The organism is Pseudovibrio sp. W74 (genome assembly GCF_001623085.1).
In the GTDB taxonomy this organism is placed as follows: Bacteria; Pseudomonadota; Alphaproteobacteria; order Rhizobiales; family Stappiaceae; genus Pseudovibrio.
Genome location: NZ_LMCJ01000005.1, coordinates 160,930 through 187,540 on the forward strand (window position 1 = coordinate 160,930; position 26,611 = coordinate 187,540).

Annotated in this window: 30 protein-coding genes; 17 read left to right on the top strand and 13 right to left on the bottom strand. The window is 51.6% G+C overall.

Annotated elements, in window-relative coordinates; genetic code table 11:
* Window positions 1-575, top strand: a 575-nt coding sequence (locus tag PsW74_RS04720; protein ID WP_208987839.1) for a DUF2087 domain-containing protein, incomplete at its 5' end; no start/stop codon positions are given.
* A 74-nt stretch (window positions 576-649) separates the two neighbouring features.
* On the opposite strand, the gene hemF is transcribed toward PsW74_RS04720, so the two are convergent.
* The 4 genes from hemF to PsW74_RS04740 form a co-directional block, all read right to left on the bottom strand.
* Window positions 650-1,561, bottom strand: a complete 912-nt coding sequence (hemF, locus tag PsW74_RS04725; protein WP_063290045.1) for an oxygen-dependent coproporphyrinogen oxidase — start codon at window positions 1,559-1,561, stop codon at window positions 650-652.
* Between the two features lie 89 nt (window positions 1,562-1,650).
* Window positions 1,651-2,280 carry a DUF1176 domain-containing protein gene (locus tag PsW74_RS04730; RefSeq protein WP_153041760.1) on the bottom strand — a complete coding sequence of 210 codons (630 nt, stop codon included), beginning with the start codon at window positions 2,278-2,280 and terminating at the stop codon, window positions 1,651-1,653.
* A gap of 188 nt (window positions 2,281-2,468) precedes the next feature.
* Complete coding sequence (locus tag PsW74_RS04735; RefSeq protein ID WP_063290044.1) at window positions 2,469-3,047, bottom strand: DUF1176 domain-containing protein; 579 nt, start codon at window positions 3,045-3,047, stop codon at window positions 2,469-2,471.
* A 68-nt stretch (window positions 3,048-3,115) separates the two neighbouring features.
* The gene (locus PsW74_RS04740; protein ID WP_063290043.1) at window positions 3,116-3,571 is read right to left on the bottom strand and encodes a tRNA (cytidine(34)-2'-O)-methyltransferase; all 456 of its coding nucleotides are present in this window, start codon (window positions 3,569-3,571) and stop codon (window positions 3,116-3,118) included.
* A gap of 414 nt (window positions 3,572-3,985) precedes the next feature.
* Between PsW74_RS04740 and PsW74_RS04745 the strand changes: the two genes are divergently transcribed.
* From PsW74_RS04745 to PsW74_RS04795, 11 genes are all read left to right on the top strand, one after another.
* Window positions 3,986-4,528, top strand: a complete 543-nt coding sequence (locus PsW74_RS04745) for a hypothetical protein (protein ID WP_208987840.1) — start codon at window positions 3,986-3,988, stop codon at window positions 4,526-4,528.
* A 73-nt stretch (window positions 4,529-4,601) separates the two neighbouring features.
* Window positions 4,602-6,440, top strand: a complete 1,839-nt coding sequence (locus tag PsW74_RS04750; RefSeq protein ID WP_057463606.1) for an ABC transporter ATP-binding protein — start codon at window positions 4,602-4,604, stop codon at window positions 6,438-6,440.
* A 366-nt stretch (window positions 6,441-6,806) separates the two neighbouring features.
* Window positions 6,807-7,367 carry a ubiquinol-cytochrome c reductase iron-sulfur subunit gene (gene petA, locus PsW74_RS04755; RefSeq protein ID WP_057463604.1) on the top strand — a complete coding sequence of 187 codons (561 nt, stop codon included), beginning with the start codon at window positions 6,807-6,809 and terminating at the stop codon, window positions 7,365-7,367.
* Between the two features lie 23 nt (window positions 7,368-7,390).
* The gene (locus PsW74_RS04760) at window positions 7,391-8,647 is read left to right on the top strand and encodes a cytochrome b/b6 (protein ID WP_057463603.1); all 1,257 of its coding nucleotides are present in this window, start codon (window positions 7,391-7,393) and stop codon (window positions 8,645-8,647) included.
* A gap of 18 nt (window positions 8,648-8,665) precedes the next feature.
* A complete protein-coding gene (locus tag PsW74_RS04765) occupies window positions 8,666-9,508 on the top strand; it encodes a cytochrome c1 (protein ID WP_063290042.1) in 843 nt (280 codons plus the stop codon).
* A gap of 144 nt (window positions 9,509-9,652) precedes the next feature.
* Complete coding sequence (locus PsW74_RS04770; protein WP_063290041.1) at window positions 9,653-10,525, top strand: S-methyl-5'-thioadenosine phosphorylase; 873 nt, start codon at window positions 9,653-9,655, stop codon at window positions 10,523-10,525.
* Window positions 10,526-10,611: 86 nt separating this feature from the next.
* Complete coding sequence (locus tag PsW74_RS04775) at window positions 10,612-11,157, top strand: adenine phosphoribosyltransferase (protein ID WP_193757764.1); 546 nt, start codon at window positions 10,612-10,614, stop codon at window positions 11,155-11,157.
* Window positions 11,154-11,864 (top strand): 5,6-dimethylbenzimidazole synthase, encoded by a 711-nt coding sequence (gene bluB / locus PsW74_RS04780; protein WP_057463599.1) that lies wholly within the window; start codon window positions 11,154-11,156, stop codon window positions 11,862-11,864. Before PsW74_RS04775 ends, bluB begins: the two co-directional genes overlap by 4 nt.
* Complete coding sequence (locus PsW74_RS04785; protein ID WP_063290040.1) at window positions 11,849-12,343, top strand: GNAT family N-acetyltransferase; 495 nt, start codon at window positions 11,849-11,851, stop codon at window positions 12,341-12,343. Before bluB ends, PsW74_RS04785 begins: the two co-directional genes overlap by 16 nt.
* Before the next feature lie 69 nt (window positions 12,344-12,412).
* Window positions 12,413-13,207, top strand: a complete 795-nt coding sequence (locus tag PsW74_RS04790; protein ID WP_057463598.1) for a DeoR/GlpR family DNA-binding transcription regulator — start codon at window positions 12,413-12,415, stop codon at window positions 13,205-13,207.
* A gap of 75 nt (window positions 13,208-13,282) precedes the next feature.
* Complete coding sequence (locus tag PsW74_RS04795) at window positions 13,283-14,092, top strand: DeoR/GlpR family DNA-binding transcription regulator (RefSeq protein WP_208987841.1); 810 nt, start codon at window positions 13,283-13,285, stop codon at window positions 14,090-14,092.
* A gap of 77 nt (window positions 14,093-14,169) precedes the next feature.
* Here the strand turns inward: PsW74_RS04795 and ychF are convergent, their stop codons facing one another.
* From ychF to lgt, 9 genes are all read right to left on the bottom strand, one after another.
* On the bottom strand, window positions 14,170-15,270 hold the full coding sequence (gene ychF, locus PsW74_RS04800) for a redox-regulated ATPase YchF (RefSeq protein WP_063290039.1): 1,101 nt from the start codon (window positions 15,268-15,270) through the stop codon (window positions 14,170-14,172).
* Window positions 15,271-16,035 carry an aminoacyl-tRNA hydrolase gene (gene pth / locus PsW74_RS04805; protein ID WP_063290038.1) on the bottom strand — a complete coding sequence of 255 codons (765 nt, stop codon included), beginning with the start codon at window positions 16,033-16,035 and terminating at the stop codon, window positions 15,271-15,273.
* Window positions 16,036-16,064: 29 nt separating this feature from the next.
* A complete protein-coding gene (locus PsW74_RS04810; protein WP_063290037.1) occupies window positions 16,065-16,679 on the bottom strand; it encodes a 50S ribosomal protein L25/general stress protein Ctc in 615 nt (204 codons plus the stop codon).
* Between the two features lie 316 nt (window positions 16,680-16,995).
* Window positions 16,996-17,931, bottom strand: coding sequence for a ribose-phosphate pyrophosphokinase (locus PsW74_RS04815; RefSeq protein WP_057463594.1), 936 nt, complete (start codon window positions 17,929-17,931; stop codon window positions 16,996-16,998).
* A 234-nt stretch (window positions 17,932-18,165) separates the two neighbouring features.
* A complete protein-coding gene (locus tag PsW74_RS04820) occupies window positions 18,166-18,669 on the bottom strand; it encodes a hypothetical protein (protein ID WP_057463593.1) in 504 nt (167 codons plus the stop codon).
* Between the two features lie 76 nt (window positions 18,670-18,745).
* On the bottom strand, window positions 18,746-19,906 hold the full coding sequence (locus PsW74_RS04825; RefSeq protein WP_193775990.1) for a Xaa-Pro peptidase family protein: 1,161 nt from the start codon (window positions 19,904-19,906) through the stop codon (window positions 18,746-18,748).
* 71 nt (window positions 19,907-19,977) lie between these two features.
* Complete coding sequence (gene pgeF / locus PsW74_RS04830) at window positions 19,978-20,745, bottom strand: peptidoglycan editing factor PgeF (RefSeq protein WP_063290035.1); 768 nt, start codon at window positions 20,743-20,745, stop codon at window positions 19,978-19,980.
* Window positions 20,746-20,769: 24 nt separating this feature from the next.
* Window positions 20,770-21,861 carry a class I SAM-dependent methyltransferase gene (locus PsW74_RS04835; RefSeq protein ID WP_063290034.1) on the bottom strand — a complete coding sequence of 364 codons (1,092 nt, stop codon included), beginning with the start codon at window positions 21,859-21,861 and terminating at the stop codon, window positions 20,770-20,772.
* Window positions 21,858-22,691 (bottom strand): prolipoprotein diacylglyceryl transferase, encoded by an 834-nt coding sequence (gene lgt / locus PsW74_RS04840; RefSeq protein WP_063290033.1) that lies wholly within the window; start codon window positions 22,689-22,691, stop codon window positions 21,858-21,860. Before lgt ends, PsW74_RS04835 begins: the two co-directional genes overlap by 4 nt.
* 307 nt (window positions 22,692-22,998) lie before the next feature.
* On the opposite strand from lgt, the gene PsW74_RS04845 reads away from it, so the two are divergent.
* The 5 genes from PsW74_RS04845 to PsW74_RS04865 all read left to right on the top strand — a co-directional run bounded on the left by PsW74_RS04845 (window position 22,999) and on the right by PsW74_RS04865 (window position 26,398).
* A complete protein-coding gene (locus PsW74_RS04845; protein WP_057463662.1) occupies window positions 22,999-23,283 on the top strand; it encodes an accessory factor UbiK family protein in 285 nt (94 codons plus the stop codon).
* A 281-nt stretch (window positions 23,284-23,564) separates the two neighbouring features.
* Entirely contained in the window at window positions 23,565-24,065 is a 501-nt protein-coding gene (locus PsW74_RS04850; RefSeq protein ID WP_014286739.1) for a YbjN domain-containing protein, read from the top strand.
* On the top strand, window positions 24,062-24,883 hold the full coding sequence (proC, locus tag PsW74_RS04855) for a pyrroline-5-carboxylate reductase (RefSeq protein WP_063290032.1): 822 nt from the start codon (window positions 24,062-24,064) through the stop codon (window positions 24,881-24,883). The genes PsW74_RS04850 and proC overlap by 4 nt, the downstream gene beginning before the upstream one ends.
* Before the next feature lie 340 nt (window positions 24,884-25,223).
* The gene (locus tag PsW74_RS04860; RefSeq protein ID WP_063290158.1) at window positions 25,224-25,916 is read left to right on the top strand and encodes a hypothetical protein; all 693 of its coding nucleotides are present in this window, start codon (window positions 25,224-25,226) and stop codon (window positions 25,914-25,916) included.
* Window positions 25,917-26,041: 125 nt separating this feature from the next.
* Entirely contained in the window at window positions 26,042-26,398 is a 357-nt protein-coding gene (locus PsW74_RS04865) for a tRNA-binding protein (RefSeq protein WP_057463587.1), read from the top strand.
* Window positions 26,399-26,611 lie beyond the last annotated feature (213 nt).

Here is a 26,611-nt window from a genome sequence, read left to right on the forward strand (position 1 = left end):
TCCCTCTTCGTTCGCCTGATATCTCCACGTTTGCGCGTAGTGTTGCCCGCCAGATGAAATCTCGCGGTGATGCTCCCTCGCATGTGGAGTTGATGAACATGCTCGCCAAAGCGGCGGGTTTCCAGAACTTCCAGCATCTAAAAGCTTCGCATTCTGCAGGTCGTCGCCTCGATACCGAGCCGGTTGTCGAGACGGTAGACCATCGGCTTGTTGAGCGTGCCCTCAATCAGTTTGATGATTTGGGGCGATTGGTGAGCTGGCCGTCACGGCGGCAGGTTCAGGTGCTTTGTCTTTGGCAGCTGTGGTCCCTTATTCCGGCTGGTGCATCGCTTCGGGAGAAAGAGATCAACATGCTGCTCAAGGAAGGGCACTGTTTTGCCGACCCTGCTTTGTTAAGGCGTGAGCTGTTTAGTCTCGGGCTGTTACATCGTAATCGGGATTGTTCTGATTACAGACGGCAGGAGCAGCAACCACCGCTGGAAGCGCGTGATCTGATCAAGCGTTTGAAGGGGAGAGGTTTGGAACGTGAGACTGGCAGTTCTGCCATGTCGTTCATTGTCAGGCCGAGCGCTTAAGCTGTTTTTCACTTCCAAAGAGACAGGAAACTCCCCGACCCGTGGGCCGGGGAGTTTTTTTATTCTGTTGTGGCTTATGGCCACTTTACCACGGGTGGCATGGAGGACAGGATGGAGGAGACGTTTCCGCCTGTCTTGAGGCCGAAGATTGTGCCGCGGTCGTAAAGGAGGTTGAACTCCACGTAACGGCCACGACGGACCAACTGTTCTTCGCGTTGTTCGAGCGTCCATGGGGTCAGGAAGTTTTTGCGGATCAGCTTTGGATAGATGTCGAGGAAGGCGTTGCCGACGGATTTGGTGAGGGCAAGGTCTGCATTCCAGTCGCCGGTGTTGTGGCGGTCGTAGAAAATGCCGCCAATGCCGCGTGCTTCGTTGCGGTGAGGCAGATAGAAGTACTCGTCGCACCACTTCTTGAAGTGCTCGTAATCAGCCCCCGGATGGTCTGCGCAGGCTGCTTTCATAGCCTCATGAAATTCGACAGTGTCCGGATCTTCCTGCGTGCGACGTGCGCTGAGCACAGGTGTCAGGTCTGCTCCGCCACCAAACCACTGCTTGGTGGTGACGACCATACGGGTGTTCATATGCACTGCTGGTACATTTGGATTGTGCATATGGGCGATCAGAGAGATGCCGGAAGCCCAGAAACGCGGGTCTTCGCTGGCACCAGGGATCTGGTCGCGGAACTCAGGTGAGAACTCGCCGTGTACGCTGGAGACGTGTACGCCGACTTTTTCAAATACACGTCCATGCATCAGGGACATGACACCGCCGCCGCCGTGGCCGCCGCTGTGATCTGTACGTTCCCATGGGGTCCGCTCGAAACGTCCCGCTGGCTGGTCAGAGAGGGGGCCGTCCAGTTCCCCGACTTCTACTTCCAGCTGCTCAAAGGCATTGCAAATGTTGTCACGCAGCTGGCTGAACCACGCGGATGCCTCTTGTTTTTTGTCTTCCAGATCTGCTGGAAGCGTGTTTTGTGTCTCGCTCATAGTCCCTCCTTGAGCGCAAAGCGTTCTTTGCTGTTCTATGTAAGGGAGCGCAACTGAGAAGTACAGGTGAGGCGGAACGGTGCACGGAGCTATTTGGATCTGTCGAGGATGACCGGATACTTTTCCGGCTGGACATAGTTGCCGTCACATTCGGGCTTGGCACGGAACTCCATCAGTTGGGGGTAGCCATCGGATGTGAACTTGTGAACCTCGTAGGTGCCACAGTCTCCAAGCCCGCGGCCTTCCGTGAAGCTGGTCAGATCTCCGGTCTTGATGTCCCAGACACCGTTGAAGACCACGTCGGGGTTGTCGTTGCCTTCGTGTTTTGGGCGTTCAAAGGTCAGCAGCTTGGCGTTGTTGGGCTGTCGGGAATCTATACGGATGTAGAGGTGGGCCATGTTGTAAAGGTTGTTGGCGCACATGAACTCCAGCACCTTCACGTCCTTGCTGAACTGCAGTGTATTGTTGCCGGACAGGTCGTAGGCGTCTTTCCAATCACAGGGATAGGCTGCATCCAGCATGTTTATGTAGCGGTTCAGGACTGTTGGATCGTGCTGTGTGACGGGTTTGACAGGTTCGGCGTGTAACGAGATTGCCAGTAGAGTTTCGAAGAGAACGGTTGCTGCAAAACAGGCTGTGAATGTTCGGGGCAAGGTTTGGAACACGGTGATCTTCCTCTTTGGACAACCCCAAAGCAGTTCGCATTTAAGTTGAAACATATGAACTGCTTTAGTCTTTGTTTTTGCGTATCTTTATCCGAAAACCGATTTCCACTTTTCGGAGATACGCTGTAGTCTTTCTGCTGTGTCCCTGAAGATGCCTTGCCAGCCTTACTCTTGCGCTAAAACTCTTGGTTTCATCGTGCTTACCAAGAAGCTTCGGGCTTTAATGGACTGGCTGGTCGTTTTTAACTTGGCGGGTAGATCAACGGGTAATTCGTTGGCTCACGGAATTTGCCGTCACACTGCCGCTTGGCGCGATACTCCACGAGTTCCAGATACCCTTTGGGTGTGAAGCGGTGGATTTCAAAAGAGCCACAGTCAGAGAGGCCGCGATCCACTGTGAAGCTGGTGAGAGCGCCGCGATTGTGATCCCAAAAGCTGTTGAACAGAATGTACCGGCTGGTGACTGGCTGGTCCTTAGGACGATCGAGGGAGACGAGTTTTGCAGGCTGGTTTGAGTTTTTGGTGCGACGGATATAGAGATTCGCCAGATTGCTCATGCCAACGGTGCAGGAGAACTCGAGCACTTCGATGCCGTTGCCGAAGTCGTAGAGGTTATACCCGCTTCGTGTGTGTGCATCATGCCAATCACAGGGGTATATCTCGTCCAGCAGGTGGAGATATCGATTCAGGACGGCTTCGTCATGCAGGTTGGCATGGAGGACGGGTTCGACCGGTGCACCTGCGAATGTGGACTGTGGAACTGACAGCAAAAGTGCAAAGCAAAACAGATGAGCGAATTTTCTCGAAAGACTCTCAAACATCGCAATAAAAACCTAAATCGCGCAAAGCAACGCATTCAATAACGCAACTAGTTTAGGTTGTGTTTTATTCAAAAACAATCTGTTTGACGAAGAGCTTCACCCAGGACCATGCCAGTGGAAACGGCCATGTTGAGAGAGCGCATGCCGTTCTTCATTGGAATCAGCAGCCTTGCATCAGCAACTTGATGGATATCTTCCGGCACGCCAGAACTTTCGCGACCCATCAGGATCAGGTCTTCTTTCTTGAAAGCGAACTGCGTATAAGGGCGTGATCCTTTGGTGGTCATGAGGATAAGTCGGCGTTTTTCGGCTAACTGCCATTCACGAAAACTCTCCCAATCCATATGGCGTTGGAGTTTGGCGCGTTCGATGTAATCCATGCCAGCCCGTTTAAGTGCATGATCAGACAGGGGGAAGCCTGCCGGTTCGATCAGGTGTACCGTCACATCCATGCAAGCGGCCAGCCGTAATAGGGTTCCGGTGTTCTGCGGAATGTCTGGCTGGTAAAGGGCAATATCTGGCATGTTGTCGGGTGCTCGCGTTGTTTCCTGAAAGATTGGCTTATGGAAGCATCTCTTGGGCATCTAGAGGAACCCGGGGAAAATCTCCAGAAAAATCATAGAGTTTGTTGATAGGTGGGGCGTTCCGGTGGGTGAAACCTAATGGAAATCAAGAGGTTCTATCTGAATTCGTGATATATGTTGCGAAAAAGATACACCACATCCTAAAGTGGTTTTCCGTATTTTTTGGGGCTAGGCATGTCTCCGCCTTTATGAGTATAAGCATCTCGCACCGGCCGAGAGCCCTCATCTTACTTGACGAGACTCTCCGAGTTGCTGATCGCCCGATCAGCTATTTTTTAACGTTGGAACTAGGGAGACATACATGATTACTGAATTTGTGCTCGTGAACGTAAATGTTCTCCCAGCGACTGGCGCATGCGCTATGCATCCCGCCAAAAACGCAGGTTACGCCGTTCCCGCCTAGAAGGCGGATTTCCAACACTTTCTAGCTCGTATTTTCTTAATGCAGCCCTCTTCACGGACGTATTACGTCTGCGGTTGCATGCATATGTTGTCGGAGTATCTCCAATGATTACGTCATTTATCTGGGCGCAGATCGCGTCCCGTGACGATTCTGCATCTCAAATTCCGGTCGATGGTGGCCGGTATGTGCGCTCGGCTGGTTCTGAAAAAGGAACGTTTTCTCAAAGCCTTGGGCACGCATTCTGGTTCTTGATGATTAGTGCTGGAATCGCATTTTTTACAATTATTCCAACGCTCTACGCAGAGTTGGCTACGGTAGAAATTGTAAGAGCAAACGGAATCAATGAGGCTGGCTCTCTGTTTCAGGGGCGTTTGATTGATACCCTGGTTGGAGCTTTTGCTGTTGGGGTTGGAATTGCCAGTGTTATCTGGACTTTTTCCGGCTCTCCGAAAGATAACCGGGATCCTTACGATCGAGATGAGCGGCTGCAGTAAGCAGCCGTCATCCTCTTACCATGTTGACGTGGTAGCGCACCTCGCAAACCAAATATCTTAATTGGGATTTGTCATGTTCTCTTATTTTGAGAAGCTTATTGACCCATTCAAAATGGAAGAGATCGAGACTCCTCCAAGTAAGTTTTGGGGGTTTATCTGGTATTATACCAAGCCTGTTTCAATACTACTTGTTGTAATCGCCTTTTTCGCTGCATCTATTGCTGTAATTGAAGTGGTCATCTTTACGTTTATGGGTGATTTGGTGAACTGGTTAGGCACCGAAGACCCGGAAACGTTCTTTGCCGACAACTGGGGCCATCTGATCTGGATGGGTGTTGTTCTTCTTGTGATTTCGCCGATCATGTCCGCAGTTTGGGAGATGTTCTTCCATCAGGGATTGGTTGGTAACTATCCAATGCTGATCAGGTGGAAGGGGCACCGACAATTACTTCGGCAGAGTTTGACTTTCTTTCATAATGACTTTGCAGGTCGCATTGCTAACAAACTGATGCAGACCTCACTTGCTGTGCGGGAAGTCATTACGCGTATTGTCGATATCTTTGTCTATGTAATTGTTTACTTTCTGGCTGCGCTTGTTGTGCTTGTGAGCGCGGATTGGCGTCTTGCCCTGCCGATGATCGGTTGGTTGCTCTCCTATTTCCTCGTCATGTACGTCTTTGTTCCCAAGCTTAAGCGTATTTCCAAGAAGCAAGCAGATGCCCGGTCTGTGATGACTGGTCATATCGTTGATGCCTATACGAATATCTCGACCGTAAAGCTGTTTTCACATGCATCGCGCGAAGAAGATTATGCCAAAGGTTCCATGAGCACTTTCATGGATACCGTGCATAAGCAGATGCGGAATGTGACCAAGCTGAACATCTGCCTGACGCTGATCAACAATCTGCTCTTGTTGTCTCTTGGCGCTCTGTCCATCTGGCTTTGGCAGAGGGCTTTGGTGACGACTGGTGATATCGCGATTGCGATTGGTCTGGCCTTGCGTTTGCAGGGGATGTCTCAGTGGATCCTTTGGGAAGTTGCTGGCCTGTTTGAGAATATCGGTACTGTTCAGGACGGATTGGGCATGTTGTCCCGGCATACTGAGGTCACTGATAAGCAAGATGCGAAAGCGCTTGTTGTTTCTGACGCGGAAATTCGCTTTGAAGATGTGAAATTCCACTATGGCAAGGGCAGCGGCGTTCTGGAGAACCTGTCGCTCAACATTAAACCGGGTGAGAAAATCGGGATTGTTGGTCGCTCAGGGGCGGGCAAATCGACCCTGATGAACTTGCTGCTGCGCTTCCATGATCTGGAAGGTGGACGCATTGCCATTGATGGTCAGGATATTCGCGGCGTGACGCAAGAGAGCCTGCGCCAGAATGTTGGTGTGGTTTCTCAGGACACGTCTTTGCTGCACCGGACGATTCTGGAGAACATCACCTACGGCAAAGATGGTGCAACTCTGGAAGAGGCGACCGAAGCAGCGAGACGGGCTCATGCTCTGGAGTTTATTGACGGCCTTAAAGATCCAGAAGGACGGACTGGCTTTGATACTCTGGTGGGTGAGCGCGGTGTGAAGCTTTCTGGCGGTCAACGTCAGCGCGTCGCAATCGCACGTGTCTTGCTTAAGGATGCTCCGATCCTTGTTTTGGACGAAGCAACGTCTGCTTTGGACTCAGAAGTGGAGGCTGCGATCCAGGAAAGCCTGTTTGAGTTGATGGAAGGTAAGACGGTTATTGCAATTGCCCACCGACTTTCCACAATTGCGGCAATGGATCGCCTCATTGTCATGGATCAAGGCAAGATCGTAGAGATGGGTACCCATGAGGAACTTCTGAAATCCGAAGGTATCTATGGAAACCTCTGGAACCACCAATCTGGCGGTTTCCTTGCACAAGTTGCCGCCGAATAGGGATTCCTGACAGGGAATCAAGCGGTTTAAACTAAAAGTGGTTCGGGGCGAGTTTGCGTCCTAGGGTCCCCGAACCACTCGACTTTTGACTCATATTTGCGTGTCAAAATCTCAATTGATCCCGTTTTTTTCCTCTTATGCCCAAGTTGTCTGCGACAATAAGTCCGCAAATTTTTAACCAGTCTAGACAAGTGCGACCATTGGTGGCAGATAGCATCCGTCAATATAAGTGCGTATTTAGCGCATTTTCACCTATGTCTTCTTTGCGGTGTATAGACAGTGACCGGTTTTGACTGGTTGCGGGCCTGTCCTCACAGAAGAGATCGTAGGTGTTCTCTTTCAATTTTGTTTCGAGAGGACGCGACCTTGGAACACACGGACACGGCTGAACCGTCACGCCGCGATTTTCTTTACATCGCGACCGGTGCCGTGGGCGCGGTCGGTGCGGGAGCTCTGGCTTGGCCCTTTATCCATCAGATGAACCCCGATGCATCTGCACTGGCTTTGGCTTCTATCGAAGTTGATGTTTCTGCGGTTGAAGTCGGGCAATCCATCACTGTGACCTGGCGTGGTAAGCCGGTCTTTATCCGTCAACGTACGGAAAAAGAGATCGCTGAAGCGACAGAAGTGCCTATTGCTGATCTACCAGACCAGTTTGCACGTAATGCTAACCTAGAAGATGGTGCGGACGCATCTGACGCAAACCGCGCTACGACAGGCAAAGAAGCCTGGCTGGTTATGGTTGGCGTTTGTACGCACCTGGGCTGTGTGCCTCTTGGTGAAGCTGGTGAATACGGCGGCTGGTTCTGCCCATGTCACGGCTCCCACTACGACACTGCTGGTCGTATTCGTAAAGGCCCGGCTCCAGAAAACATGCTCGTGCCGCCTTACAAGTTTTCCAGCGACGACGTTGTTGTAATCGGCTGACGAGGCCCTTTCAGGAGGCAGCTATGGCTGGTCATTCTACTTATGAACCGCAAAACGCTGGCGCCAAATGGCTTGAGCGTCGTTTGCCGGTACTCTCCCTTGTACATGGGAGTTTTGTTGCGTTTCCTACCCCGAAGAACCTGAACTACTGGTGGACCTTCGGCGGTATCGCATTTTTCGTGCTCGTTGTTCAGCTCATTACCGGTATCGTTCTGGTAATGCACTACACGCCGAATGATGCGCTCGCATTTGCATCCGTTGAGCACATCATGCGCGATGTGAACTACGGATGGTTGATGCGTTATCTGCACTCAAACGGTGCATCCATGTTCTTCTTTGCAGTGTACATCCACATCTTCCGCGGTATGTACTACGGTTCTTACAAAGAGCCGCGCGAAATTGCATGGATCCTGGGCGTGCTGCTGTTCTTCCTCATGGTGCTTACCGCATTCATGGGCTACGTGCTTCCTTGGGGCCAGATGTCTCTTTGGGGTGCAACGGTTATTACGAACCTGTTCTCTGCAGTTCCAGTTGTTGGTGAAGCAATCACCACATGGCTCTGGGGTGGTTTCGCAGTTGGTAACCCAACACTGAACCGCTTCTTCTCACTGCACTATCTGCTGCCGTTCGTGATCCTTGGCGTTGTGATGCTGCACATCTGGGCGTTCCACGTTGCTGGTAACAACAACCCAGTTGGTGTTGATCCTAAGTCCGATAAAGACACAGTTCCATTCCATCCGTACTACACGTTGAAGGATCTGTTCGCGATCGTTGTCTTTATGATCCTGTTCTCCTGGTTCGTGTTCTACCTGCCAAACTATCTGGGTCATGCTGATAACTACATTCCAGCGAACCCAATGGTGACACCAGCGCACATCGTTCCAGAATGGTTCCTTCTGCCATTTTATGCGATCCTGCGTGCGATCACTTTCGATATTGGTCCAATTCCTTCCAAACTCGGTGGTGTGATTGCCATGGGTGGTGCGATTGCGATCTTGTTCGTGTTGCCTTGGCTTGACACTTCCAAAGTTCGTTCAGCGAATTACCGTCCTGTTTACCGGTTCTTCTTCTGGCTCTTCTTCTTCACCACAATCATGTTGGGGTGGCTTGGATCTAAGCCTGCTGAGCAGCCATACATTGCCTGGATCCAGTTCTTTACGGTCCTCTACTTCGCACACTTCCTGATCGTTCTTCCAGTTCTCGGACTGATCGAAACGCCTCGGAAAGTTCCTGACTCAATCAACGATGCAGTGCTGGGTAAGTCCAGTGATGCGGCTTAAGGGCAGGGGATTTTAAAGATGAAAAATCTAATGTTCAAAAGCGCTCGTGCTCTGGCTATTGTTGCAGGTCTTGCTGTAGCTGGTCCGGCTCTTGCAGCTGGCGAAGGACCTCACGTCGAAAAGCAGCCTTGGTCTTTTGCTGGCCCATTCGGTCAGTTTGACAAAGCGCAGCTGCAGCGCGGCTTCCAGGTGTACCAGGAAGTTTGTTCTGCCTGTCATGGTCTGAGCTACGTCGCATTCCGTAACCTTGCTGAGGAAGGCGGACCAGGTTTCTCTGTTGATGAAGTGAAGGCTCTTGCAGCTGAATACTCCATCGAAGATGGCCCGGACAGTGAAGGTGAAATGTTTGAGCGTGACGGCAAGCCGTTCGACAAATTCCCATCACCATTCCCGAACGAGCAAGCTGCACGTGCTTCTAACAATGGTGCTTACCCACCAGACCTTTCTTTGATGGCAAAAGCGCGCGCTGCCCTTCGTGGTTTCCCTTGGTTTGTTCTTGATGTTGCTACGCAGTATCAGGAAAACGGTCCGGATTACCTGTACGGCCTGCTAACTGGCTACCATGAGGCACCTGAGGGTGTTGAGGTTCCAGAAGGTCAGTACTACAACCCTGGCTTCATTTCAGGGTCCACGCTCGCAATGGCGCCTCCGCTTTCTGATGAGCTGGTTGAGTACTCCGACGGTTCTCCAATGACTGTCGATCAGTATGCTCGTGACGTTTCTGCATTCCTGATGTGGACTGCTGAGCCTCATCTGGAATCACGCAAGCGTATCGGCTTTGGTGTGATGGCATTCCTGATCCTGTTCGCATCGCTGCTGTACTTTACAAAGCGTAAGATCTGGAGAGATGTTGACCACTAAGGTCACATTTATAAATTCAAAAAGGGCTATCCTAATCGGGTAGCCCTTTTTTTTGGGGTTGCGGGCTGGATTTGATGTACCGCCAACTTCCTATCAGTGAATCAGGTAAGGTTGCGCCGACACAGGCAAAGCGGAGAGAGCGATATGCAGGCGGTTCTGGGCATTATCGGAGGTTCTGGCCTCTACAATATCCCTGGTTTTGAAAATGCCCGATGGGAACGGATCGAAAGCCCGTGGGGTGAGCCAAGTGATGATGTTTGTATCGGCGAGATTGGTGGCTTGAAGGTTGTTTTCCTGCCTCGTCACGGTCGCGGACATGTGCACTCTCCAACCGAGATCAATTATCGTGCAAATATTGACGTGCTTAAGCGTGCTGGTGTCACAGACCTGATTTCCGTCAGCGCCTGCGGGTCCTTGAAAGAGGAATATGCACCGGGAACTTTCGTTCTTGTTGACCAGTTCATCGATCGTACGTTTGCGCGCGAAAAGAGCTTCTTTGGAACAGGCTGCGTGGCGCACGTCTCCGTTGCTGATCCAATTTCGCCACTGCTGGTGGATGTTGTTGAAAGTGCCTGTCAAGAAGAGGGCCTTACGTATAGCCGCGGCGGTACTTATCTGGCTATGGAAGGACCTCAGTTTTCTTCCAAGGCAGAAAGCCTCCTCTATCGCTCCTGGGGCTGTGACGTTATTGGCATGACAAACATGCCGGAAGCCAAGCTGGCCCGGGAAGCGGAAATCAGTTATTCAACTGTGGCGATGGTAACGGATTACGACAGTTGGCATGCCGACCACGGAAACGTAGATATCAACGCGATCATCAAGGTTCTACACGAGAACGTGGAAAGTGCTCAGAAGCTTGTCCTAGCTGTTGCCCGGAAACTGCCGAGAGAGCACCAGCAGTGTCCGGTTGGTTCCAATACGGTACTTGATTTTGCGATTATGACTGCTGAGGACAAAAGAGACCCGGCACTGCTTGCAAAGCTTGATGCTGTTGCTGGACGTGTGCTGCGCAAATAATCGAGCACAGATCGCTTATGGGGCTCTCGTTGAAGGGCTTCTTACAAAAACTATGCAATTCAAAAGCGGAAATGACCATGACTGACATAACTAACAGTATCTCAGAGGAGCTGATTGCGTCCATTCGGACCATTCCAGACTATCCAAAGGAAGGTATTCTGTTTCGCGATATCACAACACTGCTGAGTGATCCTCGCGCCTTCCGCCGTGCGGTTGATGCACTGGTACAGCCTTGGGCTGGCTCCAAGATTGAGCAGGTTGCTGGTATCGAGGCGCGCGGCTTTATTCTTGGTGGTGCTGTTGCTCACCAGCTCTCCGCCGGTTTCTTGCCAGTGCGTAAGAAGGGTAAGCTGCCGTTTAAGACCATCGAGCAGGAATATGAGCTGGAGTATGGTACCGATACCATTGAGATCCACTGTGATGCTGTAAAGCCCGGTGAGAAGGTTATTCTGGTTGATGACCTGATTGCGACTGGTGGGACCGCAGAAGCTGCTGTGAAGCTTCTGAGAAGCGCTGGGGCCGACATCGTGGCTGCGTGCTTCATTGTCGATTTGCCAGAACTGCAAGGACGTGCAAAACTGGAAGCACTCGATATTCCTGTCAGGACATTGGTGGAGTTTCCCGGTCATTGAATGACGCCTTTGTAGAGAATGGCCCGCAGTTTTCTGCGGCCTTCAATCACGATTTTGAATTGCTTTTGAAATGGCGCCGGGATGTGCGCCATTTTAAGCAGGACATTATTGATCGCGAAACTGTTGATGAGCTTTTGCGATTAACTGATCTTTCCCCAAGCGTCGGCAACAGTCAGCCGTGGCGTTTTATCGAGATGAGCCAACCTGCGAACCGCGAGGCTGTTTATCTCAATTTCCAACAGGCAAATTCTGAAGCTCTTAAGGGCTATAAAGGGGAGCGGGCAGAAAGCTATACCAAGCTCAAGCTGCAAGGCTTGACCGATGCTCCGCTGCAATTTGCTGTATTTTGTGATCTTGATCCAACGCAGGGAGGCGGGCTCGGACGGCAGACTATGCCAGAGACGCTGGCTTATTCTTGTGTTAGCGCAATTAATTGCCTCTGGCTTGCTGCTAGAGCAAAAGGCATTGGTGTCGGTTGGGTGTCTATTCTCAACCCTGACAGTATCGGGCAGTTGTTTGGTGTTCCTGAAAACTGGAAATTTGTTGCCTATCTTTGCATAGGTTACCCCTGTGAGAACAACGAAGTTCCCGAACTGCAGCGCACTGGCTGGCAGGCACGTACTGCCACTGAATTGCGAATGTTAAAAGATATTGATCTAGTCAGGCCAGAAGCCAAACAGGAGTCTTCTTCGTGTCAATCCAAGTAAGAGCAATTGAACCAGAAGATCGAGAGCAGGTTGTTGAACTGCTCGTTAACCGGTGGACCAGTCCTGAGCAATTGCTTGATGGTGAAATGGTGGATGCCTCACGTCTGCCTGGATATCTCGCTCTGGATGAAGGGCGTCTTGTGGGGATGATTACGCTGATCAAGCGTGATCAGGAATGGGAGATCCTTACGCTGGATTCGCTGCAGCGCTGGGGCGGCATTGGTACGCTTCTGCTGGATGCTTCCGTTGATGCTGCGCGGCAGGAAGGCCTTGGCCGGATTATGGTGCGGACCTCTAACGACAATCTGGATGCATTTCGGTTTTATCAAAGACGTGGCTTCCGCTTAGAAAAAGTGGTGCAGGGCGTCATTGATGAGGAACGTAAGTTAAAGCCAGAAATACCAGTCACAGGCTTGCACGGCATACCGCTGCGTGACGAGGTGATTTTTGGACGCGACATCACCAGCAATCGATCTTAGCTTTACATTCAAACGGTATTTGACTAATTTTATGAAAGATTAAATAAAATTGTACACGAGGGTTGTGTTGTGATCGTCCGCATAATCGAATTGGTGCGACGCTATAGAACGATACGGCTCTCCTTACTGGCCACTGTACTGGATTGCTCTGTCGATGAGATCCTGTATGCCGTTGATGGCCTGGAAAACAATAGTATCATGCGCGTGCGAGGCAGTTCCCTGGTTTCGAATGAGGCCATTGCAGAGAGTGATATCAGCGTGCGCATGCACTCTCGGTTTGCCGAGAAGAATGCCATTGGCAAACTTGCTGCCAGCCTGATTAAGGATGGTGAAAGTTTGCTGATTGAGGCGGGCAGTACGCTTTCCCTTTTTGCCAATCATCTGAAAGAGAAGAAAAATCTCTCCATCGCGACGACAAGCCCGCTGATTGCGGAGAGCCTTGTCCGGCATAGTCGTACGTGTAGTGTTGAGTTGATTGGCGGCAGGCTGGAAGCACACACCACTGCGCTTCATGGGGAAGAGACACAGGCGCGTATTCGTGATCTGAAGGTGGACTGGACCATCCTGAGCCCAACGAGCATGTGCATCCAAAAAGGGGCCTGCTACTTCCACAAGGTTGATGCTGAAACCAGCTTGCTTATGCAGCGCAGTGCGCAGAAAACTATGATGTTGAGTGACAGTTCCAAGTTGGGCGTTCCCAGTCGCTACACCGCGCAAACAATGCAGGGTGTTGATGTCTTTATTACTGATAATAATGGGGAATTAGGCTTTGCTGAAGTCGATCATCACCTTAGAAAAGCACGCGTTTTTCATGCAATTTCCGAAGATGCTGACAGCGAAGATTTCATTCTTCTGAATAGTTGATAAATTTTAATCTTTTTCGATAAAAATGAACATTGTTTACTACCGGAATAGTATCTTGGATCTAGGCCAATTTAGATGATTAATGACTTAATGGTGGACGTTCTCGCCAATCTGGTTAAGCGCCACAGACGTATTTCATTGACTGCTGCGGCAGATATTTTAGGAATGGATTTTGAAGAGCTCACCAGTCTGGCGAAGGTGCTGTCGGATCGTGAGGAATTTGAACTCTTCGACAATTCTATTTGCTTCCTCATGCCACGAGACCAAGATGCATATCGGGTAAGGCTTCGCAGTCATTACATCGAGAAATATGCGATTGGCCGGCTGGCAACTTCATTCTTTAAGACTGGTGACCATGTGGTTGTTGAGTCCGGAAGCACAATGACAATCCTGGCGCAGCATCTTGCTCAAGTGCAGCAGATAAAGGTTTCGACCAACTCGTATGCAGTCGCTTCGATGATGATCGGGGCTGAGACGGCTGCAGACATCCATGTGATTGGCGGCAATCTTTACACGGACGGGCAGGGGGCTTTGGGGCCAATCGCTCTGGGTACCGTTGAGAGCCTTGAGGCGGACTGGGGGATTATTTGTCCTGTCGGTTTGTCCACTGAGGGGGATCTCATGTACTACGTGGAAGAGGAAGCCAAGTTTGCGCGGGCCGTCATGGCGTCTTGCAAGCGGACTATGGTGCTGTGTAACTCCAGCAAGATTGGCGTTCCGAGCCGGTTTGTTGCCAACTCATGCGCTCAGGCAGATATGCTGATTGTGGATAGCGGCGTTGAGCCAAGTATTCTTGACAAGCTGATTGCGCAGGGCGTGCAAGAAGTCCACGTAGCTGATGTAGAGGCAGAAGCTTCCAGTGAGATCGTTTTGTTGGATATTTGATTTTGATCTCATTGATTTTTCAATAAAAAAGGCGCTCGATTGAGCGCCTTTTGTTTTATAGCGATTGTGCCAAAGACTTATGTGTTGAACTTGAAGAGCAGCACATCGCCATCTTGAACGATGTATTCCTTGCCTTCGTCGCGTGCTTTACCTGCTTCTTTAGCTGGGTTTTCGCCGCCAAGCTCAACGTAGTCGTTGTAAGCGATGGTTTGCGCGCGAATGAAGCCGCGTTCAAAGTCCGTATGGATGACGCCAGCAGCTTGAGGGGCTTTGGTGCCTCTTGAAACGGTCCAGGCGCGTGTTTCTTTGGGGCCAGCTGTGAAGTAGGTGATCAAGTGTAGTAGGTCGTAGCCTGCGCGGATCAAACGGTCCAGGCCTGGCTCTTCCAAGCCCATGTCAGCCATGTATTCACGCTGCTCTTCGTCTTCCAGCTGTGCAATTTCAGCTTCAATAGCGGCTGAGATGACAACCGAGGCTGCGCCTTGCTCTTCTGCCATAGCCTGAACCTTAGCGGACAGGCTGTTGCCTTTGTCTGCTGATTCTTCTTCCACGTTACACACGTAGAGAACTGGCTTGGATGTCAGCAGGTTCAGCATTTCGAGCTGTTTCACGTCTTCCGGATCGGTGAGGCCAAGTGCGCGCACTGGCTTACCATCCTGAAGAATTGCCAAGGCCTGTTCCATGATCGGAAGAGCCATCTTGGCATCTTTATCGCCAGACTTCGCTTTTTTGGCGAGCGGCGCAATACGCTTTTCGAGGCTTTCCATATCAGAAACCATCAGTTCGGTTTCTACGGTTTCTGCATCAGCGATTGGATCGATCTTGCCATCGACGTGCGTGATGTCGTCATCTTCAAAGCAGCGCAGAACGTGTGCGATCGCGTCTACTTCGCGGATGTTAGCCAGGAACTGGTTGCCCAGGCCTTCACCTTTGGATGCGCCGCGTACGAGGCCTGCAATGTCTACGAAGGTCAGACGGGTCGGGATGATCTCTTTGGAGCCAGCGATCGCTGCGATCTTGGATTGGCGTGGATCTGGCACAGCAACATCACCAGTGTTCGGCTCAATGGTGCAGAACGGATAGTTTGCTGCCTGCGCCGCTGCTGTCTTCGTCAGAGCGTTGAAGAGGGTAGACTTACCAACGTTAGGCAAGCCGACGATGCCGCACTGAAAACCCATTTATTCTTGTCCTTTCGATCCAAACAACTGCTCAAGCGCTGACGCGAGCGGCCCTTTTTTGTTAGCTTTTTTGTCCTGATAGCCCGTTGCTTTTGTGGCTGGCTTTTTTTCTGGTTCCGGTTTGGCGGGGTCTTGCTTCTTTTTAACGGCAGCCTCGCGCGAGCTGTCCTTTTTGTAAGGTTTACCAGAGCCTTCCGGGCGTGTTGCCAGTGTCACCTTGTTGGCAAACTGGTTGTCGTGATGTTGTGCAAGCAAAGGAGTGTTGTCTGCAACTGCCTCCAGAAGAGGTTCCAACCACTCCTGATCCGCTTTTGCAAAGTCACCCAGGACCCATTGATGTACGCGGTCTTTATGGCCGGGATGGCCAATACCAAGGCGCACACGGCGATAGGCATCCGTGATGTGTGCTGTGATGGAGCGCAGGCCATTGTGACCTCCGTGACCGCCGCCATTCTTCATGCGGAACTTCGCAGGAGGCAGGTCCAGCTCGTCATAGAGCACGACAACATCTTGTGGGGTGAGCTTGTAGAAACGGAGTGCTTCACCTACGGAACGACCAGATTCGTTCATGTAGGTCATTGGCTTCATCAGCAGGACTTTTTCGCCTGCTAAAGTGCCTTCAGAAACCTGAGCCTGAAAGCGAGCCCGCCACGGGCTGAATGAGCTATGGCGGCGATGAATTTCATCTGCCGCCATGAACCCGATATTGTGACGATTACTCTCGTATTTAGGGCCTGGATTACCGAGGCCGACTAACAGCTTCATAGGTATTGTCCCAAGCCCTAGTTAGAGAATTACTCTTCGCCTTCACCTTCTTCAGAAGCGTCGTCGTCTTCTTTCAGACCTGCTGGTGCAACAATCGTGGAGATTGTGAAGTCGCGGTCTGTAATGGTCGGAGCACAACCAGCTGGGAGCTTAACAGCAGAGATATGCTGAGAAGAACCGAGGTCAGCTTCACCAAGATCGATTTCGAGAGCTTCTGGGATAGCGTTCGCAGGAACGGTCATTTCAACGGTGTGACGTACAACGTTGATAACACCACCGCGTTTCAGACCTGGAGAAGTTTCTTCGTTGAGGAACTTCACTGGAATTTCTACGGTCAGAGTAGCGTTTGCAGAAACACGTAGGAAGTCAACGTGCATCAGAGTGTCTTTTACTGGATGCAGCTGGAAGTCTTTTGCAATTACAGAAGTCTTTTCGCCGTTCAGGTCGATTGTGCCGACGTGAGATAGGAAACCGCCCTTATGCAGGGTCATGGTTGCTTCTTTAATTGGCAGGCTGATAGACACTGCTTCTTTTTTGTCGCCGTAGATTACTGCTGGTACAAGACCTTCACGACGAGCTGCACGAGCGGCCCCCTTGCCGGCCCGTTCACGCACCTGTGCTTTCAGCTCATAGCTGTTTGCCATGGTGGAATCTCCTAGTTTGATTATAAAAGTAAGGCCGCGGGAGCGACAGATTTCTGCGCTCAACTACGGCCAACTCCGCACGCCTCCTCCAAGGGTGTCGACGTACGCGGCTCGTATACCCGATACTCCCAGAAAGAGCAAGGGCAACTGCCGAGCCTACAATAAGAAAAACCGGGGCGTACCCCGGTTTCTCAAAGCTTGTGATTAGAGCTCGTCGCGTTCATTTGCATTCACGCATCGTACTCTAACACCTTTGTTGGAGCGAATTCTTGTCGTTTGATTGAAACCAATCAAACGGAACGCGCTCTAAAGCGAATTAGGAATCGAACAAGCTGGAAACAGAACGTTCCTGCGATGTGCGGTTGATCGCTTCGCCCATGAGTGGGGCGATAGAAATAGTGCGGATGTTTGGAGCAGCCTGAACAGCAGCCGTTGGCTCGATGGAATCGGTGATTACCAGTTCTTTGAGCTTGGATGCTGAAACGCGTGCCACTGCGCCACCTGAGAGGACACCATGTGTGATGTAGGCCGTGACGGACTTGGCACCAGCAGCAAGAAGTGCATCTGCTGCGTTGCAAAGGGTTCCGCCAGAATCGACGATGTCATCCACGAGGATACAATCGTAGCCGCTCACATCACCGATGATGTTCATGACTTCGGATTCACCAGGCTTGTCGCGGCGCTTATCAACGATGGACAGAGGAGCTTCAATGCGCTTTGCTAGTGCACGCGCACGAACCACACCGCCAACATCTGGGGAAACAACCATGACGTTGGTTGTGTCATAGTGCTCTTTGATGTCACGGGTCATCACCGGCGCACCGTAAAGGTTGTCGGTTGGGATGTCGAAGAAGCCCTGAATCTGCGCAGCATGCAGGTCGAGTGTAAGCACTCTGTCTGCACCAGCATTGGTGATCAGGTTGGAAACAAGTTTCGCAGAGATTGGCGTACGAGGCGCTGACTTACGGTCCTGACGAGCGTAGCCAAAGTATGGAACCACTGCGGTAATGCGACGTGCTGAAGAACGGCGGAGCGCATCAATGATGATCAGCAGTTCCATGAGGTGGTCATTTGCCGGATAGCTTGTAGGCTGAATGACAAAGACGTCCTCACCGCGCACGTTCTCCTGGATTTCAACGTAGATTTCTTGGTCTGCAAAGCGGCGAACCTGGCACTTCGACAATGGTACATCAAGATACTTTGAAATTTGCTCGGCCAGCGCGCGATTGGAGTTACCCGCGACGATTTTCATAACCCGCAAGTCCTTCTTGGGCTTTGATCTCACCCTGTGACATTCGTCGGTGGTGAGGTGGAAATTTGCGTCCCTTGGTGGAACCCGATTTCTTCTGGTAAGGCGTCCTGACAGGTCGCCTTGCGCGCCTTTTAGCAACCTCGTCTTAAGCCGACAATAGCCAGAACGCACAGCAGCTCAGCTTTTTTGCAAAAGCTGAGCTGCGTAATTGTGTATCTATTTGATTTTATTAGGTCACTTGCTGTGTAACCATGCTTCTAAAGAAGCAATTGTTCTGGTCGCAATTCTTCGCAGTGCATCGCTTGAAACATCAGCCCATGGATCGCCAGAGTTGCCGCCAGTTTGCTCCTGGCCATCAATCCGGTGAACACGGTTGCCATTTGCGTCAATAATATCAAATACATAGAAGACAGTGGTGGTGTACTGATCGCCAGCCGCGGTCAAGAATCCTTTGACTCGGTACGTTGCTGGTGCACCAACGCGTCTGACGAGGTTGAGATTCGCTGCTGCTGCGCGATTCCCAAGTTGCTCAGAGAGATCGTCGGCAATATTGCCAGGCAGTCCGGTCAGCTGCTCAAATGCAAAAGTTGCTTTTGCCGGAGAGACAGTCGGAGGAGCTGACTTGGTTTCAATCATGTCCCCGATGCTGGAAGGGGGAAGAGGGTTTGCCGCACAGCCTGCAAGAATTGCCATAGCGGCAATGATTAATACCCGAGGTAAAAGTACGAGCTTCAGCATGTCAGTCCTTAAAGTCCACTCAGAGAATCAGCGTGGGGTGCCCCAATAGATTCGTAAAGGTTAATTATGGCAGTCTTTACCCTGCCTTCACAGGGAGGTCGAGAGAAAGCTGTGATAAGCTTTCAGGCCCATCTGCGTGTGTGATGTAGGTTTGGCCCAAAGTCATAGCGGTTTCGCTGTCTGAATCCATGATGATCATGTGCATAAACAACACCATGTTTTCATGAATTTCATGTGCATTTTCTTTGAAAGCCATGTAGGGCGGCTCCATCCAGCTTGGTGTGAAGCGGGCACCAAGTGAATATCCGCAAGCATTCAGGCGGTGTGGCATCAGGCCGCGATCATCCAGAATGCTGGCGTGTGCAGCAAACAGGTCGCCGAATGTGTTGCCCACCTGCATGGCTTGTTCAACGGCCAGAAGGGCATCTTTTGCGGCGCGGTGGAGTTCCAGATGGCGCGGCGTTGGCTCACCCAGAATAACTGTGCGGATGGAGGCTGCGTGATAGTGGCGGTAAACCCCCGCCCATTCTATGGTGAGTTGATCGTTTTCTGAGAGGGTTCTGCGACCAGATTTGTAGCGGCAGAGAAGGGCGTCAGGGCCTGAGCCAATGACGAATTCGTTGGCGGGGTAGTCGCCGCCGCCTTCAAATACTGCGCTTTGCATCTTAGCCAGAATGCGGCCTTCGTCGGCTCCGGGTTTGATTTCCTCCATACCGGCAAGGAAAGCAGTATCGGCGAGTTTGCCTGCGGTTCTGACATATTCCAGCTCAGTTGACGATTTGACCAGACGGAGCTCCTTTATGATGTCGGAAGCGTCATCGACGTCTGCAAAGGAATGCAGAGATTCGTCCAGCAACCGGCCATTGGCAGCGGTGAGGCCGTGGGTGTCATATTCCACGCCGATGCGGGTGCCGAGCAGGTCGAGATCAAACAGAAGCTCTTTTACCTGACCAACCGGAGATTTGCCTGCGACGTCCATCCAGAGGCGAATGTCTTTGAGGTTGGAGGTGTTGCGGGCTTGTCGCAGATCAGCGGAGCGGGTGAGAAGGATAGGTTCTTCACCGGGGCGGTAGATCAAGCACTGGAAGAAGCAGTAGCCGAAGGTGTCAAAACCTGTCAGCCAATACATGCTCTCCTGTGCGAAGATCAGCAGGCAATCGAGATGACGCTCTTTGAGTTTGGCGTCCAGAGCAACACGGCGCTCAGCAAATTCTTCCGGTGCAAAGTGCAGGGCCATGGTCTTCTCCCAATCCATAGTTTGCAAAGCAATGTGAAACAGAACTTACTCTTGCTCGTCCGTCAGCACAATCAGGCGGTCAACATGATAGTTGATATCTGACGTCCGTAATCTGGTTCTTTGTTATGGGTGGTTCTTCGGTAGGAGAAGAACCTGTCCGCATCCGCATAGGTGCATAGTTTGAGATCGATGACGTCTTTGAGGCCAAGTTTGTCCAGTTGGGCTTTGATGAAAGCCGGTAGATCAAACATACTGTGCAGTGATTTTTGTGAGGGAACGAAGAATCGCTTGTTGTCCTGAGACTGTTCGAGGAAGCGCACCACAAACTCCGGGCCAACCTCATAAGCCTGCTGTGAGATCATCGGGCCCATCACAGCTGTGATGTTTGATGGGTCTGCACCCAGTTGCTGCATGGCTTGAACGGTGTTGGGCAGGATGCCATCGACGGCGCCTTTCCAGCCTGAGTGGGCTGCGCCGATAACTCCGTTGTCCGGATCCGCGAACAGGATCGGGCCGCAGTCTGCGGTCAGGATGCCAATGGCGAGGCCGGGGGTGTTGGTGACGAGAGCGTCTGCGCGCCTGTCATCTTCCTCAGCAAAGGGTGCAGATACGCTCAGCACCTTTGCCGAGTGGATCTGGTAGGGCGTAACCATCCGTTCAGGTGTTGTGCCGAGTTGATCGGCAACGCGGCGGCGGTTTTCCAGTACATCTTCACGGACATCGCTGGAACCCAAGCCGACGTTGAGGCCTTTGTAGATGCCGGAGGAAACACCTCCTTCGCGGGTGAAGAAGCCATGTGAAAGGCATTGCATTGCTTCAAGCTCTGGCACTTTAATCATTGGCTTCTCCCTGTTTCGATGCGTTCAATTCTGGAAAGGAATTGGTTTTTCTGAGGTGTTGGTGATGCTAAGGACTTTGAAGAGCGTGCCCATCTGGTCATCGGCTGCGAGGCGCTCCACGTCTTTGCGGATCTGGTCCTGATCCAGCGTGGATTTGCCAGTCCCAAGTTGTCCTGCGCGCTCCAGCAGCCCAAGGCTGAGGAGAAACTCGCCCTGACCGATTGGGCCGTGCACGTTTGCCCCTTCTGCAGTGGCTGCGCTGGCGAGTGCCTGAAAGTTGACGTGGGCGGTTAAGTCCGCTTCGCCGCAATGTTCCAGCGTGGGGACATACTCGTGCTTTTTGAGGGCCTGAAACGTGTCGCCTGTGGCCGTCTTTGCATAGCCGTAGTCAATGAGCAGAGCAGCACCGCCGTCTGCCTTGAGGCGCTGACCGATTTGTGAGGCAATTGCGGTGGAGGCTGGAGACAGCTCCAGCGTATCGCCCAGTTTTGCCTGTAGACCGGCTTTGGCGACGTCTGTCGGAGACAGAGTGCCTGAGCCGATGCCAAATGTCAGATTGCCGTCGTCATCCAGCCCAACACAGCGCTCACGCCAGCCTTGCTCGGTGAGCTGGTACTGGTGGATCGGGAGAGCATCGAAAAGTTCATTTGCAACGAGCAGGGTTGGTCCATCCGGGATGGTCTCCAGCGTGTCGTGCCACTTGATTGTGTAGGCTTTGAGCAGTTTGCGCTGTGCTTTGCGTAAGGATGGGCTGGTTTCGACCAGGTGAATCTGAATGTTGGCGAGCATCTGCGGGCGTAACGAGATAACGCGCAGGATGTCTTTCATCAAAGTGCCGCGGCCCGGACCCATTTCGACCAGATTCACCGGGCCTTTCAAATCTTGCGACAGCCATTGATGCATAAGCCAGGCACCGATCAGCTCGCCGAACAGCTGTGAGATTTCTGGTGCCGTGGTGAAATCACCTTTCGTCCCGAATGGCTGCTGTCGCATGTAGTAGCCATGCTCGGGATCAGACAGGCACATGCCCATATATTCAGCGAGGGTCATTGGACCATGGTCCGCGATGCGCTTTTTGATTTTTTCCTGAAGTGGCGTGGACGCAGAGCTGGTCATTTTGCTTCTTTGATTTCCGTGTTTCTTTTGAGAGCCCAAATTACGACTGCGATGCCGATCAAAACCATTGGCAGGCTCAGCAGCATTCCCATGGTGAAGAAGCCTGCGAGGTAGCCGATGTGGGCATCCGGAACGCGGTAGAATTCTACGAAGGTGCGTGTCAGACCATAACCGATGGCGAAGCTGCCCGCGAGTACGCCGGGTTTTTGCAGCAGTTTGAAGCGGTGGGACAACAGGCGCAGCACGAAGAACAGAAGTGCTCCTTCCAGCGCCGCTTCATAAAGCTGGCTTGGGTGTCTTGGTTCTGGCCCGCCGGTTGGGAAGACAACGGCCCATGCAACATCTGTCGGGCGGCCCCAAAGCTCTGAGTTGATGAAGTTGGCAATACGCCCGAAAAAGAGGCCGATTGGAGCGGCGATGGCAGCCAGATCAAACATGGTCCAGCCAGACAGGCCACGTGCTCTGGAATAGATGATCAGCACAACAATCATGCCCAGCAGACCACCGTGGAAGGCCATGCCTCCCTCCCAGACAGCCAGAATGTCTGCTGGATTGGCGAGGTAGTAGGGCAGATTGTAGAACAGGACGTAGCCGAGGCGACCACCCAGAACAATGCCGAGCGTTGCCCACATGACGAAGTCGTCGATGTCTGTTGCTGTTGGATGAGCTGTCTTGTTCCAGAGTGGTGCGTTGCGGACGGTTACGATCATGTAGCGCCATGCAAGAAGAATTCCGGCGATATATGCCAGTGCATACCAACGGATGGCCAGTGGTCCGAATTCAATCAGAACCGGATCAATCATCGGGAAAGGTATTGCTAAGAGCGGCATATGAAACCCTTCTGTTATTAAAGTGCCCTGCGCTCAGAGACCCTCACGCATTCTACTCTAATTCGGTTTGTTTGAGCACATTGCAAGTGTTTGATCGGAGGTAATCAATCCGAACGCGCTTCAGTTCAGCGAGCATTCCGACAAGTGAAGGATTTGGTCAAGTGGTTTGTGGCAGGTGTTCAACACAAGCTTTCGACATCTTACTGACAGGTTCTTTAGGGTTCTGGGTGCAAATCAGCTCTCAGCGCTTGAAACTGACGGGCCGGACCAATACTTGTTTGTGAGAGAGAAATTTAAAGAGGACGCCATGAGCCAGTCTCCAAATCGTATGTTTGACGAGTTTGCAAAGCTGATGACCGATGCCGCTGGTGTTGCGCAAGGTGCCAAGCGGGAAGTAGAAACCGCATTCCGAGCGCAGGCCGAGCGTTTCATGTCGGATATGGATCTGGTTTCGCGTGATGAGTTTGACACAGTCAAAGACATGGCGATCAAAGCGCTTGATGAAGTTGAAAAGCTTGAAGAGCGCCTTGCAGCAGTAGAAAAGCGCCTTGCCGATCTAGATGAAAAAGCTGCGCCAGAAGACAAAGCGTAGGTTTGGCTGAAAATTACATGTGAATATGCTGTGGGCGGCTTTGAGTCGTCCACAATTTTCGCAATGATCTGTCTATTCCCCCTATAGGGGAAAGGCCAAATCTATCGGTATATTGGCAAAAAAGGGATTCGATGTCCTGCATCAACAGTTCCGGTCTGGAACTTCCTTTGTAGTACATGCTTCTATCCAAGAGCACGTAAGTGTCTGGTCCATGATCACTCGACCCGCGTCCGTCCGGAGTGGGTAGACAAACCATTCCTCAAACGGAAAGAGGACCGGAAATGAGCCTTATTGAGTTCGGCACGGAACGCCCCCTGAATCCGGTTGATACCATTGAAAACCTTGCAACCGGTAACGACTGGTCCTTTGAACGCCTTGGTGATGACGAGATTTCCATTTCGGTTACAGGGACTTGGTGTGATTACCACGTAACCTTTTCATGGATGGAAGAGTTGGAAGCACTGCATATGGCAAGTGCGTTCGACCTCAAGGTTCCTGCTCCCAGAAAAGATGAGATTGTTCGTCTGCTTGCGCTCATTAACGAGCAGCAGTGGATGGGGCATTTTGATATCTGGGGTCGTGAAGGTGTTGTTATCTTCCGTCAGTCGCTTTTGCTGGCTGGTGGTGCAGAAGCCAATTCATCTCAGATAGAAGTCCTTTTCTCTAATTCTCTTGATTCATGTGAGCGGTATTATCAATCGTTCCAGTTTGTCGTGTGGGCTGGCAAGACAGCACAGGAAGCGATGGAAACTGTGATGTTTGAAACTGCCGGTGATGCATGAAACTAACGAATGAACGCCCGCTTGTTCTGATTGGAGCAGGCAAAATGGGTGGTGCCATGCTTGCTGGCTGGATGAAGCAGGGTATGGCACCTGAACATGTTGTGGTTGTTGACCCCAACCCACCTTCAGACACGCTTGAAACCATCACTGCACACAGCATCCCCTGGCACAAGAGCGTGCCAGAAGGTGTTGTGGCGGGTGTGCTGTTGATGGCTATCAAGCCGCAAATGATGGAAGAGGTGCTGCCAACGCTTACTGATGTTGCCGATGAGGGCAGCATCATCCTTTCTGTTGCAGCGGGCACAACAATCAAGCGCTTTAAAGATACGTTCGGAGCAGCCCAGCCTGTTGTGCGCGTGATCCCGAATACGCCTTCACAGGTGGGGCGAGGTGTGACTGCAGGTTATGCTTCTGTTGAAGTTCTGGATGAGCAAAAGGCTTTGATGAGCTCCCTGCTTGAAACAATTGGTGCGTTTTATTGGGTGGATGCTGAAGAGCAGATTGATCTGGCAACAGCTGTCAGCGGTTCCGGTCCTGCCTACGTGTTCCATCTGGTTGAAGCCATGAGTGAGGCTGGTCAACGATTAGGGCTGAATGCCGAGCTTGCAGAGGCTTTAGCCCGTGGAACAGTCGCAGGTTCTGGTGAGCTGCTCCATCAATCTCCCGAGAATGCTGATGTTTTGCGCAGGAATGTGACCTCTCCTGGTGGGACGACGGCTGCTGCGCTTTCCGTGTTGATGGGAGACGACGCTTTGACAAACCTGATGAGTGAGGCTGTTGCAAAGGCAGCTCATCGCGCCACAGAACTTGCTGACTAAAGCTGCACCTGTTTGTGCAGGCTCTGACGTGCTGCTTTAGATTTTGTTGTCGCGTCTCTTAGCCTAAAACCGGTTTCCACTTCTTGGAGATACGTTTTCAGCAGGTGCCAAAATTGCTCGATATTGAAGTAAAGCCTCGGTTACTAGACTGAGGCTTTTTCTTTGTATCTGTGCTGCTCCTGTGTGTATGATTAGGTGTTGATGCGTAGTTAGAGCAGGTCGCGTTCATTTACATTCACGCTCCGCACTCTAACTTCTTTAGTGGAGCGGATTCTTAGTGTTTGATTGAAGCCAATCAAACGGAATGCGCTCTGGAGTGTTGGCCATACAGGAGCGTGCCATGCCCACCGAAAAGACCCATCAGAAAATCATCGCAAGTTTTATTGAGTTGCTGGAAACACACCGGATTGAAGAGATCACTTATACAGCGATCGCGGATAATGCTGGTGTGAAGATTGAGGTGGTGCGGGCGTGTTGCAATGGAAAGCTGGATCTGCTGGCAGCGTTTATGCAGGACATTGACCAGAAAGTTCTGAAAGAGCGTGATCCTGACCTGATGGATGAGACACGGCGTGATCGGCTGTTTGACGTCCTCATGTGCCGGCTTGATATCATGGAACCGCATAGAGAGGCGATCCGGAACCTACGCAAAACAGTGGTGAAAGACCCGGCTTTGGCCATGCACATGCACAAGCTGGTGACACGCTCGATGAAGTGGATGCTGGTGGCAGCAGGCATTGAGGAATTTGGCCTGCGCAGTGTCGGTATGTCCAATGCTTTGGCTTTGGGTTTTGAGCGGTTGGTTCGGGTTTGGCTTGAGGATGACGCGCCGGGACACCCGAAGGTTATGGTTGCCGTTGACGACATGCTGGCGAACGGTGAAAAATGGATGGGCCGCGCTTGCCGTGTTGAGAAAGTGGCAGCTCCCTTTATTGAAGGGCTGGGACGTTTGTGCCAGAGACCTTCACGCCCAACAGGTAAAAGCACACCTCCACCTGAAACTGCGAATGGTGGGGCTGAAGCCAGCCCCTAAAGCAGTTTGTAGTTAAGCTGAAACACGCGAACTGCTTTAGCCCTTGTTTTTGTGTATCTTTATTCGAAAATCGGTTTCCACTTTTCGGATAAAGATGCGTTGTAATTCGAGTTATTGAGAAGAATATGGACCAAAAAGAAGATACGAAAACCATTGGTATTGATGATTTTTTGAATGTGGATGTGCGTGTTGGCACTGTTGTTGAAGCCGTTGATTTTCCCGAGGCCCGCAAGCCCGCGTACAAACTGAAGATTGATTTTGGTGATGATATTGGTGTGAAGAGAACGTCTGCTCAGATCACTGCTCACTATACGCCTGAGGCGCTTGTTGGTCGCCAGGTGATTGCTGTGGTGAACTTCCCACCACGCCAGATCGGGCCATTTATGTCTGAAGTTTTGACACTTGGATTAGCGGATGAGAATGGAGATATCGTTTTGCTCCATCCCGACAGCAAGGTGCCTAACGGTGGACGGATGCACTAGAGTTCGCTCCAAGTTTGCCGGACCTTTATGACGTGAGGGAAAAAAACTTATTCCCCTCCTGAATACCTCCCATACTCTGAACCTATGCCTACGTAGCGGGCTGCTGGCGGAGCGACCGTCAGTTTGTCGTAGGCTGGGTTGGGCTGTTGGGAGACGTAACGCACCTTTCAGTGGTCCGGTGAACCGAACTTCAAACGTGACCGCATGGTTTGA

Excerpts from the sequence above, each read along its gene's own strand:
- hemF (WP_063290045.1), bottom strand. The coding sequence starts at position 1,561 with ATGAGCGAGACACAAAACACGCTTCCAGCAGATCTGGAAGACAAAAAA.
- PsW74_RS04730 (WP_153041760.1), bottom strand. The coding sequence starts at position 2,280 with ATGTTTCAACTTAAATGCGAACTGCTTTGGGGTTGTCCAAAGAGGAAG.
- PsW74_RS04735 (WP_063290044.1), bottom strand. The coding sequence starts at position 3,047 with ATGTTTGAGAGTCTTTCGAGAAAATTCGCTCATCTGTTTTGCTTTGCA.
- PsW74_RS04740 (WP_063290043.1), bottom strand. The coding sequence starts at position 3,571 with ATGCCAGATATTGCCCTTTACCAGCCAGACATTCCGCAGAACACCGGA.
- PsW74_RS04745 (WP_208987840.1), top strand. The coding sequence starts at position 3,986 with ATGCGCTATGCATCCCGCCAAAAACGCAGGTTACGCCGTTCCCGCCTA.
- PsW74_RS04750 (WP_057463606.1), top strand. The coding sequence starts at position 4,602 with ATGTTCTCTTATTTTGAGAAGCTTATTGACCCATTCAAAATGGAAGAG.
- PsW74_RS04760 (WP_057463603.1), top strand. The coding sequence starts at position 7,391 with ATGGCTGGTCATTCTACTTATGAACCGCAAAACGCTGGCGCCAAATGG.
- PsW74_RS04765 (WP_063290042.1), top strand. The coding sequence starts at position 8,666 with ATGAAAAATCTAATGTTCAAAAGCGCTCGTGCTCTGGCTATTGTTGCA.
- PsW74_RS04770 (WP_063290041.1), top strand. The coding sequence starts at position 9,653 with ATGCAGGCGGTTCTGGGCATTATCGGAGGTTCTGGCCTCTACAATATC.
- PsW74_RS04795 (WP_208987841.1), top strand. The coding sequence starts at position 13,283 with ATGATTAATGACTTAATGGTGGACGTTCTCGCCAATCTGGTTAAGCGC.
- ychF (WP_063290039.1), bottom strand. The coding sequence starts at position 15,270 with ATGGGTTTTCAGTGCGGCATCGTCGGCTTGCCTAACGTTGGTAAGTCT.
- pth (WP_063290038.1), bottom strand. The coding sequence starts at position 16,035 with ATGAAGCTGTTAGTCGGCCTCGGTAATCCAGGCCCTAAATACGAGAGT.
- PsW74_RS04810 (WP_063290037.1), bottom strand. The coding sequence starts at position 16,679 with ATGGCAAACAGCTATGAGCTGAAAGCACAGGTGCGTGAACGGGCCGGC.
- PsW74_RS04815 (WP_057463594.1), bottom strand. The coding sequence starts at position 17,931 with ATGAAAATCGTCGCGGGTAACTCCAATCGCGCGCTGGCCGAGCAAATT.
- PsW74_RS04820 (WP_057463593.1), bottom strand. The coding sequence starts at position 18,669 with ATGCTGAAGCTCGTACTTTTACCTCGGGTATTAATCATTGCCGCTATG.
- PsW74_RS04825 (WP_193775990.1), bottom strand. The coding sequence starts at position 19,906 with ATGGCCCTGCACTTTGCACCGGAAGAATTTGCTGAGCGCCGTGTTGCT.
- pgeF (WP_063290035.1), bottom strand. The coding sequence starts at position 20,745 with ATGATTAAAGTGCCAGAGCTTGAAGCAATGCAATGCCTTTCACATGGC.
- PsW74_RS04835 (WP_063290034.1), bottom strand. The coding sequence starts at position 21,861 with ATGACCAGCTCTGCGTCCACGCCACTTCAGGAAAAAATCAAAAAGCGC.
- lgt (WP_063290033.1), bottom strand. The coding sequence starts at position 22,691 with ATGCCGCTCTTAGCAATACCTTTCCCGATGATTGATCCGGTTCTGATT.
- PsW74_RS04845 (WP_057463662.1), top strand. The coding sequence starts at position 22,999 with ATGAGCCAGTCTCCAAATCGTATGTTTGACGAGTTTGCAAAGCTGATG.
- PsW74_RS04850 (WP_014286739.1), top strand. The coding sequence starts at position 23,565 with ATGAGCCTTATTGAGTTCGGCACGGAACGCCCCCTGAATCCGGTTGAT.
- proC (WP_063290032.1), top strand. The coding sequence starts at position 24,062 with ATGAAACTAACGAATGAACGCCCGCTTGTTCTGATTGGAGCAGGCAAA.
- PsW74_RS04860 (WP_063290158.1), top strand. The coding sequence starts at position 25,224 with ATGCCCACCGAAAAGACCCATCAGAAAATCATCGCAAGTTTTATTGAG.
- PsW74_RS04865 (WP_057463587.1), top strand. The coding sequence starts at position 26,042 with ATGGACCAAAAAGAAGATACGAAAACCATTGGTATTGATGATTTTTTG.